This is a genomic window from Xenorhabdus sp. TS4 (assembly GCF_014467265.1).
Lineage (GTDB): Bacteria > Pseudomonadota > Gammaproteobacteria > Enterobacterales > Enterobacteriaceae > Xenorhabdus > Xenorhabdus ehlersii.
Map to the genome: position 1 here is coordinate 1 of NZ_NKHQ01000079.1, position 14,981 is coordinate 14,981.

A 14,981-nucleotide genomic window follows, 5' to 3' on the forward strand; every position below is an offset into this window, starting at 1 on the left:
CGAATTGCTAGAAAACTTCTTTCTCACACGTTGGGTATTTTTGCCAATTTTAAACAAGGTAAAAGTCAACGCGACTGGCTTCAACAAGCCAACGTTATAAGATGTTAAAGTCGAGCATCGCGTTAAAATTATATATCCTTTATAGGATTAATTTTATTTAGGGGGAGCAGCATGAAATTAAAACTCCGTTGCATTGCGGTAGTATTATTGTTGTCAGGATGTGCAAGCCAACAAGTATATCAATCAGACAGTAATAGACAAACAACAGTAAAACGTATGCTTGACGGCAATAAGGCTGCTTTTGGTACCCGTAAATTGACAAATAGGTTTAAATCCACCCCATTTGATGGCTTGATTACGCAATCCGCAAAACGTTATGGTGTTGATGAAACGCTCATCAAAGCGATTATTCAGGTGGAATCAGGTTTTCGTCCAGAGGTTGTTAGTAAATCGAATGCAGTTGGGCTAATGCAGATTAAGGCGTCTACGGCTGGGCGAGATGCTTACAGAGTGAAAGGGAAATCAGGACAACCAACTATGCGTGAATTGAAAGATCCTGAAACTAACATCGACCTTGGTACTGCCTACATCAGCATTTTGAAAAAACAGCATCTGGAAGGTATCTCTAATCCAGAAACACTGTACTATGCAACGATAGTTGCTTATGTAAATGGTGCAGGGGCATTATTGCGAACGTTTGATGCAAACCGAGTTTTGGCAATTAATAAAATTAATCGAATGACTCCGAATGAGTTCTATCAATATGTTCAAAATAATCATCCTGCACCACAGGCTTCGCGTTATTTATGGAAAGTTAAAAATGCTTATCGTGCTTTAGGTGTAACTTATTAATTGCAATCGGTGAAATTTAATTAGGATCAAATAAACTTGATAGCCTGAGTTTTTTATCGGGCAAAACAGTTTTTTGTAAACTATAGATATTACAAATTTGCGATAAACATTTTACAAGCAGTATTGATTATTAATCTTTAATTAAAAGCATCCCTGATAATATATAGTTAAAATTATTTTTCTAATAAAATGGCCTATTCAATAAAAAATAATTATTAGCTGATAACAAAAAGTAATTTGAATTAATTTAATGGAAGGGGCATTTTATATGGAAACTTATATTTGCTTTTTTATCTAATATTAATAATGTTAATCTTAAACTATTCATCTTTAAAACTAATACATGCTATGACTATAAATGACAATAATATAAAATCACATGAAATTTATTTAAAGATATTAATGTTTGGCTTAAACTTTTGAATAAAAAAGTAAGGTAATGATTTTCATGAGTTTTATTGTCAATAAATAAAAAGTCAAGTGATTATGTCCTGAAATTATATATAAAAAACACTCAATTAAGGAGTAATTCATGAAAAGTTTAGAAGATATAATTCTCTCTCCACCTACATTTCCACAGGCACATGGAACCGATACCATTAACATACACGATTTGCGTATAATGAATACTGAATATATATTAATGGAAGTGCCAAGATATGATGATGCTAAGACTGGAGATGAAATAGATGGATATCTTTATTTAAGTAATGATAATAGTGTGGTTATAAAAAACAGACCATACTCTGTTAGCCCAAGTACATTACATACATCCCCATATACATTACTGTTTCCTGTGGATGAAATTTCTAAATATGGTGACTATCAAGCTAAGTATAAGATAATAAGTCATGGTAATGAACGCGAATCACCAACGGTGAATATAAAATTTATATTCTTTGATTCATCTAGATTATCTGATTATATTCCTAGTGTTCCAGAAGCTACAGGCAAACAAGGCACCTTGCTGACAAAAGATGATTATTATCGGTTAGATCAGTTGAAAGTTATTGTGCCAGTTTATGAGGGGATGGCTCCTGGGCATACTGTCAGGGTTTTATGGAAAGGACGTCGTAGTGATATTACATACGTATCACCTATTCAGACAGTGAATAATGTAATACCGATGACATTCTATATTCCTCGTATGGAGTTTATTGACACTATTGGTGATACTGCTACGTTGCATTTTTCAGTAACAAGAACACCTGGTGATGTTGTTGAGTACTCAGGAGATTTACAGCTTGAGATTGAAGGGCAAACACTTAATTTACCTGCACCCAATCTTGAATACAATGATGATTCTATTCAAGTCATAATACGTTATCCTGATATGAGATTAAATCAAACAGTAAACATCCGGTTGGTAGGTCAGACAATGTGGCAAACTAATTATCAAATACTTGATAATGTAGAACGGATAGCAATAGATATCCCTTATGATTGGGCACAAGAAAATAGCGGAAAACTGGTTCTGATTGACTACGCTGTAGGTGATATATATGGAAGCAGAGATAGTTTCTCCCATATATTAAGACGAGTCTTATAACATATTCATCGAAATATAAAATAGTTATTCTAATCTCTAACAAACCTCGTTTAACTTAACGAGGTTTGTTATTGTCTAGGTAAATATTTAACTCAAATCACCAGTGTCCAGATTGATTGTATTATTTAAAATAGTTATCGCGTGATAACTATTTTAAATAACACAAAAATAAAATATGCGACTAATATCATATTAGGAGTAGATTCGAGTCATTTTATGGGTAAGTATGAGTGTAACTAAAAATCTGAGTTAATATCATAACTTATAAGGTATTTGTATATGTTATCATATATTGGCAAAGGCACTGTCTTATTCTTTTTTCTTTATACATTAGTAGTACCCTATACGATAACGAGCTCCTTTGCAGATAGTCATCTAACATCTGAAAAAATATACACGCAAAAAACAGATGACAAAGATAATATAAGTGTTCGAGTTAATGAATCAAGTAAAAAAAATTTGAATTCAAATATCCATAAAAAAAATAGAGTTAAAAAAAATGATCACACTGCTGATTCTAATACACCAGGTGTTATTGCTAAAAACATCCAGATGGCAGGCAATATCCTGTCATCTTCACCTTCAGAACTGGCAGAGCAAGCCAAATCTTACGCGATAGGGCAGTTTAATAACACAGTATCTTCTGGCGCACAAAAATGGTTATCACAGTTTGGTACTGCCAGAATTAATTTTGGGCTGGATAAAAAGGGAACACTAAAAAACAATTCATTCGATCTGTTACTGCCGCTTTATGATAATAAAGCAGATTGGTTGTTCTTTTCCCAACTGGGTTATCGTAACAAAGATAGCCGGAATACCATGAATGTAGGATTAGGTGGGCGTTATTTTTCTCAAAACTGGATGTATGGACTGAATACTTTTTATGATTACGACCTGACGGGTAAAAATCAGCGTCTTGGTCTGGGCGGAGAAATAGGGGGAGACTACATTAAACTTTCCGCTAATACCTATTATCGTTTAACTAACTGGAAAGACTCACGGAATTTTGTCGGTTATTATGAACGCCCAGCCAACGGTTATGACATTAGTGGGGAGTTTTTCTTACCTGCTTACCCTCATCTGGGTGCCAAACTGACCTATGAGCAGTATTTTGGCGATAACGTAACTTTATTCAATCGTGATACGAAACAGAAAAACCCTAACTTGGCTAAATTGGGGCTGACTTACACCCCGGTTCCGCTATTTACTCTGGGTATGGATTATAAACAAGGGGGAAGCGGGCACAGCGAAACACAGTTTTTGGCGAATTTTAACTATAAACTGGGTGTTCCCCTGAGCGTGCAGTTATCGCCAGAAAATGTAGCGGCGGCGAGGACATTAGCGGGCAGCCGTTATGACCTGATAGAAAGAAATAATCATATTGTGCTTGAGCACCAGAAAAAGCCGATTGCGCAATTGTCGTTACCGGAAACCATCATTGGGTACAGTCAGGAGCAACACGATATTACAGTCAAGTTATCTTCTAATGACTTTGTTAAGCAGATTCATTGGACAACGAACAAAGATTTTGAACAGCACGGCGGGAAACTTTCTTCCCGCGTTGGCCACACCATAAAAATTACCCTGCCAAAATATTTATCCGGCGATAACCAAAATAACAATTATCCCATCTACGCTCTGGCTGAATTGGAAAATGATCAAAAATCAGCGCCTGTTGCGATGCGCGTGATTGTCAGGCCCTTTATGCTGAAAAAACAGGAAGGGGCCAACCATACTCCAACAGGGCCATTGCCAGCAACAGGGGATAAAAAAGACGGATATACGTTCAACCCTGTGATTACCTTTGATACGGTCAATGGTGCCCCTATAAAAAATACCATTATTAACCACGTTCTGTGGATAACTGATCCTAAAATCAGCCCGGATACGGGGTTGCAGTGGATTGATTGGGAATCCTCAGACTCTGCGGCACTTGATGAAAATGGACATTTCAAACACAAGCCGATTTTAATTAGTACCCGACCCCATAAAGATGTCAAAGTGTATCTGCAACTGGATAGCCAGCCTCCACAATTAGTAGGTGAGGTTAGTTTTGATGAAAACCCGGCTAGTTTCCACATTGATAATGTTAAGGTTTCACCGCCAGTACCGTCACGGATAGCCAATGATTCCCAGGCTTACACCTATAGCGCTGTGGTATTAGATAGTGATAACAATCCGGTGAGAAACCAAAAAATCGCCAATGTGAAGTGGAGCATTAAGCAGGGTAAAAATGATGTCAGTTCTAATCCAAATCTCACGTTTACGACCAGCGGGGATACAACAGGTACTCAGGGGGAATTAATTGCCTACCTGAAAAGTACGAAGGCAATACAAGATGTGCTGGTTTCACTTTCCATTGAAGGCCAAAATCCTGTTCCTGCACAACGCCCGGTTACCTTTACTGCGGATACGTCGAAGTATCGTATTAAAATGGTGAGTGTTGAGCAGCCAGGGACAGGCTCTTTGGTTGCGAACGGCAAGGATACTTATACCTATAAGGCTGCCATCATTGATGATCAGAATAATCTAGTGCCGAACCAGAAAATTACCGGCGTGACGTGGCGCGTTACGACAAAGGATGGTCATGATTTGAGTTCCGATCAGAATCTCAAGTTGACGAATGACGGGGATACCACGGGTAATCAGGGAGAATTAATTGCCTACCTGAAAAGTACGAAGGCAATACAAGATGTGCTGGTTTCACTTTCCATTGAAGGCCAAAATCCTGTTCCTGCACAACGCCCGGTTACCTTTACTGCGGATACGTCGAAGTATCGTATTAAAATGGTGAGTGTTGAGCAGCCAGGGACAGGCTCTTTGGTTGCGAACGGCAAGGATACTTATACCTATAAGGCTGCCATCATTGATGATCAGAATAATCTAGTGCCGAACCAGAAAATTACCGGCGTGACGTGGCGCGTTACGACAAAGGATGGTCATGATTTGAGTTCCGATCAGAATCTCAAGTTGACGAATGACGGGGATACCACGGGTAATCAGGGAGAATTAATTGCCTACCTGAAAAGTACGAAGGCAATACAAGATGTGCTGGTTTCACTTTCCATTGAAGGCCAAAATCCTGTTCCTGCGCAACGCCCTGTAACCTTTACTGAGGATACTCAGGATTATCAGGTTAAGGGGGATATTCAGGTCAGTCCGTCAGAGGCATTAACGGCAGATGGTGCCCAAAAATATACCTATACGGCGGCTATCGTAGGTATTGATGGAAAACCTGTTCAAGGAGGAGAAATCATTCATAATGCGACGTGGAAGATAGAGCATCCAGCTAACCCTAACGCTTATGGACTCATACTCGATCAATCAGATATGACAATAGATGGCAAGGGGCAATTAACGGCAACCTTAACCAGTATTAAAGCAGTCAATGGTGTTATCGTTTCACTCACGGTGGGAAAACAAAAGCCGATTCAGGCAAAGCCGCCAGTAGATTTCAAACCGGAACAAGTGTCAATAGCAGTGACACCACCAAGCCCAATATTGGTGGGTAAAAATTATACCCTGACCGTTAACGTTAAAGATGCGACGGGTAATAATTCGGAGCCTAATAAAAAAGTTAACTGGACCCTAAAAACGCCCAATCAGACAGGGGTAACACTGAATCCAACAATCAGTACAACTCAGGGGGATGGGAGTGCTTCCACAACATTGACCAGTACGCAGGCTCAAACAGTGACGGTAGAGGCTTCTGTCGAAGGCGTTGAAACAGTGAAGTCAGTGGGTGTGGAATTCAAATGGCCAACCATTCAGAAACCAACAGTTGCCGAAAAAACGGGAACAGTTCCTGCGGATGGAGACAAAAATCCGCAACATGCTTATCACTATACTGCGCATGTGTTTGGTGCTGATGGCACAACACCTTATACAGAGCAAGATATTAAGTTTAAGTGGCGGTTAAAATCTGAGAAGGGTGGTGCTCCGAAAAATACCGAGTTATCAGAACCAGGGGAAGTTACCGTTCAACCTGATGGTACATTAAAAGTTCAACTGCGGAGCAGTCAGAAAAACCCGGTAGTGACAGGTGCAATTGTGTGTCTTGTTGCTGTTAATGAAAAGTCTGCTGAGATCCCTGCAACAGAACAATGTGCTGAACCTGTGGATTTTGAAGCGGAAAATTTAAAGATAGTCAGCCTTGATGTTACGTTTAATCCTAATCAGCCCATAAAGGGGGGGAGTGGTGGACATTATACCTATACGGCGAAAGTGGTTAAGGCTGACGGTACAGCGCTATCTGATGGATATAAGGTAGGTGCTAGATGGGTTCTGGATCCAGCCCCTGAAACCTATAAAGGTCAGGATGAATGGAAAATTGAAAGTGACAATATAGTAAGCAATGGTCAAATTACGGCAACCCTAAGTAGCCAGGTTGGTATTGGCGATATTAATAATGGTCAAGTCACTGACGGCCTGACTGTAAAATTAGAAGTACCGGCAGGAAGGGAGAAAACGACTTTCAGTGCAGCAAATCAACAAGTTGCTTTTGACGTAGTATCGCAACCCGCTGGAGTTGCTGTCTATACCAAAGAAGCTGATAATGTAACAATTAAGAAGAGTAAAATATTTGAAGATCAACTCAGACCTAGTAATGTATTTGGAAATATGTATGCACAATTGTATGACTTGTCGATAAAGGAAAAGATTCTGGATAAAGGAGGAGAAATAATTTCTACCGAAGGCTTTGGTAGTGGTATTAATGACATTGGGTCCATAGATCTGACTACAGGAGAGATAACTCTGGGCACTTTTCATAAGGCTAAGGTGGATACATCTATAACGATTAAAAGAACTAATAAGGCTAAATATGCTTATAATTATTCTTTTTTTATTAAAAAATACATACAGCCTGACTCTAGGCACCCAGAAGTTATGAAACAGGATAGTAAGCAAGGGGATATTTCATGTCAGGATCCGATGTTACCAAATTCTCGTAATATTAATGAACGTGATGTAGGTATCAAAGAAACTGATCCTTATTCCTTACAAAATGAATTTCCAGACAGCTATTCTTGGGGGCTTCTTGATTATGTTACATCACCACCTCCAGTGACGCCAAACATCCTTGGGAAATATTCGAATAACAGTCTGAACGATAGTGGGAATTTTATCTATAATACCCAAGAAAACAAACAGGTGGTTAGTGCTAATGATTCTAAGGGTTATGTGCTTTGTGTTGGGAGTTATTTTCCTTATTAGTTTAAAAGTGCAGGAATTCGATATATTCGAAAAATATTTTCCATATTTGTGTCAGGGTATTCTCAGATAACGGTATTTTGAATTTTCTGTAAATATAGGTGACCGAAATTTGCAGTTGCGGCTTGGTTATCTTCCTTTTTAATTGTCTTTTTTTATTTTGTGCTATTAAAAATGCAATCCCTTCTTTTGTATCGGTTATAAATAATTTCATGAAGAGAAAACTTTTAATCTAAATATTTCTTGAGTAAATATGATTTAGTTATCAGGTGATAACTATTTTTCATTATCTAAATTTGGATTGATTGTTTAATCTGTTTTCGATTATTATTCTATTGTTAAGCATAAAACAATATACTTAATTAAAATCATTTGGCTGAACTAATTTTAGTTAATATTATCAGTTGTTTTAGTGCTTTATTGAAATAATAACAAAGTATAATAAATTTAATTAATGAGGTGCCAAAATGAAAATTGAAGAAGACCTTGTAGTAAAAACTCTTCCTCAGAATGATTATACTGTTACTGCAACAATACCTGACCAATCTGATATTATTTTGGGGCAAACTAGTTATATATCAATAATTGCATCAGGAGTACCAAACAAAATAAGAAACATTAAAAATGTAACAATAGAACTTGATCGGGATATAGTTAATTTAGTTAAATGGAAGACTGAGAGATCATGGTTGTCAGCAGGTAATGTTGGGTATGTAATGATCCGTTTGACGGTTGATAATAATCTAAATGAACAACAGCATAAGACGATTAGTTATACTGTTAATCTTTGGGCTGACGAGAATGGGACTCAAGCAGTATCGAATTACACACCGCAGAAATTCACATATAATGTAAAGAAAATTAATCCTAAAGTTGTTATTACATTAAATTCTGATAATGAATATATCCAACCTCCGACAGGAGATAATCCGGTAGGAACAGGAAATGAATATATTATATATTCTGGTTCTCTTGTTGATAATATAGGCGGTGTTCTTAAGAACACCCAAGTTGTAGTCGCATCTTCATTATTGGATCAAATATATTCTGACAATGCGGATAATGCTCTTGTTAATATAGGAACAGTGCCAGCTTCTGGTAGCAGCAGTATACAGATACCAACGACTAGAAATAATGATATAGACTATTTTGTTATTAATAGTGATGGCAGCGGTAATATAAAATTTAGAGTGTATCCCAAAAAAAACATATCAGCTAGGATCGATTTCAAGACGGGAATATTAGGCGTAACATCTATTAATTATGCTGCATCTGTATATATCTTTAGTAACACGAATATGAGTGATGATCCTTTTGGCCCATTATCACCAAATATATATAATGTAGATCAACTTGGAAAACTTCAAAAAATTCCAGGATCCAATGCTATGCAGGTCGGAATTGCTCCGTATGTTGGACATCAAAAGACGGATGCTTTGATATTCTTTATTAAAGGGTATGAAAAGAACGATGAACCAATTCAACTAAAACCTATATATAAACTTGAAAATATAGACAGTCTGGATGGAAACCTTTTTAATTTTACGTATGACCAGCTACCACTTAATAAGCTTATGCAGCTTTATTACCTGATAGCTCCTGCTAGCCAGGATTCGCTCTATTCTATGACATCAAATTTTATGTATGTTGGTGAGCTATCCGATGGTGATAATAATGGTGATGATGGGATTTATACACCCGTTGAGGTATACTCCAGTTATTCACCATCACCGCTTGACCTCAAAAATACACATGATAATGATCGTATGTATGACAATCGTCTGGTCACTCTAGATACGATAAATCAATATGTAAAAGAAGGCAGTACTATAACAAAAACGGATCCAATTGGTTTGTATGTCGTGATAAAAATAGCTAAAAATATGACTGAGCAGGTGAAGGGACTTCCTCCGTTAAATTCTATTTGCACTTTAACAATTAATATCGATTCTGCCACAAGACAGGAGAATAAATCCTATCCATCAGTCAAACTGACAGATAATACTAATTACTATCAAGTTGTGAAGATTCCATATTGTGATTTAACTCGGGCTCGGGGATGGGAAGATGGTATATTGGCAAAACTATCGTTTGTCTACTCAATCACATACGAAGGAGCAACAAGGAAAAGCAAAGAATGGAAAGCTACAATAGGCACGGCAAATACGGGTTATGATATAAATGATGATGGTTGCCCCTGCAACGATAAGAGCAATTAAAAAGTTAATTATTCCAATATATACTGATCAAAAATATTAATTTAATAGAGATATCTACATTATCCATTCATATAGATGATGTAGATATTATCTTTATTTAATATATAGGATGGATAATAATGAGTATAATAAATAATACAGAATTAATAGATAATACATGTGCATTTGGTGAACTCTGTGTATCTATACCGAACAGAGCTGATGTTATTATTGGACAAACTTGTTACTTGACCGTATCACTTACTGCTGATTCAAATTTAATTTCTAGTATTGATAGTATTTCAATAGAGGCCGACAAAAATTATCTAACTGTAGAGAATAGGAATAATTGGGCAGTATCAGAAAATAAAAATTTTGGCAGTGCTGTAGTTTTATTGCATATAAATAATAACCTGCCATCAGATACATTAATTAAATATACAGTTCATGCAATGTCAAGTACTGGTTATATTAATGGAATTAAATCATTAGAAATAGAGTATACGACTAAGAAAGTGGATCCGACAAGCTTTATTGCATTAACTGCTAATAATGAATACATTGAACCACCGACAAAAGATAACCCTGTTGGCACTGGTAGTTCATATGTTACATATTCTGGAATATTGTTGGATTATAATAATAATCCACTAAGAAATATACAAGTTTTGGTATCATCCGAACATCCGGGTAAAATTTTTTCTCATGATCAAAGTAAGACACTTGTGAATATAGGTACAGAACCAGAAGATGGAAAACTGTCCCAAAAAATCATGACACACAGCCAGAGTAGTTTTGACTTTTTTGCTATTAATAGTGATACTCATGGAAATATAAAATTTCGCGTTTATCCAGTACGGGATACTTCTGTCAGGATTGACTTTGATACTCAAATATTGAATGTAACTTCTGTTAATTACTCAGCATCTATATATGTTTTTAATGCTATACGTAGTTCATCATTTGGTCCAACTGCCCCAAAAATATCAGGAATACAAAATGGTAAGGTTGAAAAAATACCAGGCGCTAAAGGAATAGAGGTGCATGTATCTTCTTATCCTGGTGGTAAAGATACAGATTCTTTAATATTTTTTATGCAAGGATTTAATCAAAAAGATAAACCAATTCAACTTAAACCTATATATAGGCTTGATAACATAACCAGTCTGGATACAATTCCTTTGTACTTTACATATGACCAGTTACCACTCAATAAACCTATGAAGTTTTATTATTTGGTTGCTCCTGAAAATCAAGAATACAGCTATTCTATGACCGAAATGTTCACATATATTGGTGAACAAAATGACTCATCGAACGAAGATGTCTACGATAAAGTCAAAGTATATACCAGCCGTGCAACACTTCCCATTGATGTATATAGTGAAGAAAATGAAACTTTTGAATGGCATGGCATCATCCTGAGTATGATAAATAGTAATAAAAAACCTGGGAAAAATGCTAAGGGTGTGACAGGGTTATACGTGGTGATTATGGGAACTAATGATCAAAATAATAAAAATCTACCACAACTCGGTAGCAAGGGATATTTGAATGTCTATATCAAAACACCAACATCCAGAAATACTCATAAAAGTTATCAGTTTTCGTTATCTACTGCTGATTCGGGAAAACAAACAGGCCATGTTATAGTTAATATCCCATACTGTGACATTAACCGAGCTGGGCCTTCATTCTCCAAAGGGTTAGGGACACTTTCTTTTGATTACTATATTGAAAATAGTGATGGCTCTAAAACGTATAGCAAAAAATGGACTGCCAAAATTAATACCGTATTACCAAACCAGGCTCATGATAATAATGATGGATGTGATCCTTTATAAAAAAATGTCAACTATTGTATTTTGATATAATAAAAATACTTGAGATAAGGAAACGATATGAAAAATAATCTATCAATCGATGAAAGATCCATATCAATATATTTTGAAAAAGAATTCTTGCAAATATTGGATTATGATAGCACTCCACCTAATGGTGATTGTATTAAGGCAATTGCATTAGTCAGAAATAAAGAAGGAAAACCATTGCCGAATGTTTCCGTTGATATCCTTGAGAAAGAAAATTCTTATTTTGGACTGGTTAGTATTTATCATTCCGATAAAGAAAAACTTGTCGAAATTAAAAACATTTCTTCTGGGCAGAAATATTTTCCTATCACTTCAGATAAAAATGGAGAGTTGATTTTTTATATTTATCCTAAAAAATCAACATCAGTGATATTTCAAGTTGATTCTATGGTATTGGATATAACAGATCGTATATCTTCAAAAAACAAAGTGTATATTGTAGATAACAATAAAGAAGACTTGAATCTTCCTCCACTTGTCATAAGCGAGGATAATAGCAGTTTGTTGGTAGATCCTAATTCGAATGTCTTTAACGTTTTAATCCAAAACTATCCTGGTGCTAAGAGAAATGACACAATACTATTTTTTATTAACAAGCAATATGCGCAAAAATTATTTTTTGTTCAAGAGGTTAATAAATTAGGCAATGATAGCTATGTGATATTCCCTTATAATATGTTTAAGGTGAATGAACTTGCTAACTTTTCTTATACTGTTGTGGACAAGTTGAGAACAGTACGATCTTCATATCCACAAGGCATAATATATCCTGGAGGAGGGTATAATCAGCCAATTGATAATTTAACAAGAATATATGATAGTTGTATAGTTTACAATAGTTATGGTTATCATGATGATAAAAACATTATTTATGATACAATTCATGAAAAAGATGTAGATAATAAATGTAATAATTCACATCATGAAGCGTTATTCGTTAAGATAATTGGAACAAGTGATTATAAAGATAAAACAAAAGTTCCACTTGGTGCTGAGGTGACATTAAACTTATATGTTAATAATTATCCTAATACCATTTACCAATCTAAAGTAAAGATAATGCCAACTCAACCAGATAGTGATAATAGCAATACAGCAACATTATTGTTTGGTATTCCTTTTAGTTATGTTAGCCATATAGGAAATGGAGATATTTATCTTGATTTTCAAGTTAATTATTATGGAGATATTTCTTACGGCAAGATTTGGCAAGCCAATGTTTATACAGTACGGCCGGGAGGAGAAGTTACCGGGGATGCTTGCCCTGACGGTAAAACTTGGTCTGGTATATGCTAACTTCATCAATAAAGAATTATAAAAGAGGTGAAATATGTTGGAAAGTGATAAAGATCTGATTTTGTCAGATGATGATTTAAATTTATCTGTTAAAAATGGTGCTGACATTATTATTGGTCAAAAATTTTACCTTGACATAGAAATACCAAAAGGAAAAATGCCTCAATCCCTTAATATAGGAGTAAAGGATTCTAAGGGTTTTGAAAGTATAAAGATAATTAAAACAATGAATACCCAACAAGATAGTAAATCATATAATGTGGTTATTTCATGTGCTGTTAAAGGAAGCGATTCAATAACAGCGGGAGAAGAAATACATTTTATACTCACAGGTATTGATAAGGTAATAAAATATTATGCAAGGGATTTGGTTAAAAGTTCAATTCAATTGAAGAAAAATAAAAATATTTGTGCAACACCAAATAACAACGATATAGATGATAATGAGGAACATTATATAAGTTATGATACGACATTATTTGATACTAATGGTCAATTACTGAAAAATACTCCCGTCAATATTTACTCTGAGATTAATGAGGATATAGAAAGAAACATCATAATTACTTCTGAACCTGATGGAGTAGGTCAAAAACACCAAATTATCAAACCAACGAAATATGAGGGTAAAACTCAAATAATTATTAATAGTGATAAGGATGGAAAAGTAAATTTCCGTGTTTATCCAGTTATGGATACACCTGCTATTATGGATTTAATCAGTCAAGTTGAAGGAGTTGCTGAATATCATTCTGGTAGCATATATATGATTTCTGTTGTCCCACCCAGTAATGAGGACTCACTTAATCCACCAGATATCCCTGAACTAGAAGGAGATTCATTAGAAGGCGATGGACGTCAATTTTTTGAAGCAGAGATTGATTCCTATCCTAATGCATCCAGGACAGATAATATTCTATTTTTCAACAAAAAAAAGAAAGATGGTTCTTTTGATCCAGAAGGATTAATATTTCCAGTCCAAAAAATTTCCGATGTTTTGGGGGATATGGATTCAGAAGATTATAATTATACATTTTTGATACGAAGAGATGTTTTCCCATATGGGAAAGACTCAATGCTTTATTATATAATAGCACCAGATTTTGGTAATAGCATGTATTCAGATGTTAGAGATGTTACATATATAGGAGGTGAACTCACCACGCCTAATGATAGTGTCAAAAGAACATATAATATGCCTATGATTTTCTCAAGTTTTGCTGATATAAAGCAAGATGCTAAACTTGAACACTCTGATGAAGAAAAACCAAACCATGAGGATATTACTCAAAGAGATGTATCTAATTATGCTGTAAGTGGGTATCAATTATATGTAAAAATTTTATGTACTAATGATGAAGATGATCTCTCTTATCCTCTCTGGGGTAAAGAAATATATTTAAGAATGTATGTTGAATCAGCGAATCAGAATTTTAATAAGATATTTCCAGTTGTTGCTCCTCATACTCCAGATAAACCAGGAGGAAAATTATCGACGGTCATTGTTAAAATTGATTCACCAGAACTTAATGATGTGAAAGGATATGTGACTGGAGGGGCAGGAAATATCTACTTTGAATATTATATCATTGATTCAGTTACTCATGAAAAAACATATAGTAATTATTGGGAAAATGAAATCATGACAACTGATTAACATCCACAATTATAATTAGTCTGTTTCTATATTAAAAACATTTAGCATAATATATAGATACAGCCTTTTTATTAATTATTGCAGTTTCCAATTTACGTTAAGGAATATATTTACATGGAGGTAGTTTAAATATATTCCCACAGAGCTATTTTAACACCTACTCTGTGTGCTAGTATGTCGGGCGAGTTAGGGCAAATGTACCAGATGCATTTCGAAAATGTGACCTTAAATCTGTACACATCTTGCGGAGTGAAGCAAGGGTTTGTTTCTAACGTATTGATTAATAATAAATTTTGTTTAATACACGTGATCTTTCGTGTGGGTCACCACTGTACATAAGGATTTTA

Annotated in this window: 7 protein-coding genes; all 7 read left to right on the top strand. The window is 35.3% G+C overall.

The genetic code is table 11. From position 1 onward, the window contains the following. The first annotated feature begins 171 nt into the window (after positions 1-171). Entirely contained in the window at positions 172-852 is a 681-nt protein-coding gene (locus Xets_RS16120; RefSeq protein WP_099132820.1) for a transglycosylase SLT domain-containing protein, read from the top strand. Positions 853-1,384: 532 nt separating this feature from the next. Continuing rightward, the gene (locus Xets_RS16125; RefSeq protein ID WP_099132821.1) at positions 1,385-2,401 is read left to right on the top strand and encodes a hypothetical protein; all 1,017 of its coding nucleotides are present in this window, start codon (positions 1,385-1,387) and stop codon (positions 2,399-2,401) included. A 552-nt stretch (positions 2,402-2,953) separates the two neighbouring features. Beyond that, a complete protein-coding gene (locus tag Xets_RS16130; protein WP_187652116.1) occupies positions 2,954-7,615 on the top strand; it encodes an inverse autotransporter beta domain-containing protein in 4,662 nt (1,553 codons plus the stop codon). A gap of 464 nt (positions 7,616-8,079) precedes the next feature. Then, positions 8,080-9,831, top strand: coding sequence for a hypothetical protein (locus Xets_RS16135; RefSeq protein WP_187652117.1), 1,752 nt, complete (start codon positions 8,080-8,082; stop codon positions 9,829-9,831). A 119-nt stretch (positions 9,832-9,950) separates the two neighbouring features. Then, on the top strand, positions 9,951-11,654 hold the full coding sequence (locus Xets_RS16140; RefSeq protein WP_099132825.1) for a hypothetical protein: 1,704 nt from the start codon (positions 9,951-9,953) through the stop codon (positions 11,652-11,654). A 57-nt stretch (positions 11,655-11,711) separates the two neighbouring features. After that, complete coding sequence (locus Xets_RS16145; RefSeq protein WP_187652118.1) at positions 11,712-12,977, top strand: hypothetical protein; 1,266 nt, start codon at positions 11,712-11,714, stop codon at positions 12,975-12,977. A 34-nt stretch (positions 12,978-13,011) separates the two neighbouring features. After that, positions 13,012-14,634 (top strand): hypothetical protein, encoded by a 1,623-nt coding sequence (locus Xets_RS16150; RefSeq protein WP_187652119.1) that lies wholly within the window; start codon positions 13,012-13,014, stop codon positions 14,632-14,634. Positions 14,635-14,981 lie beyond the last annotated feature (347 nt).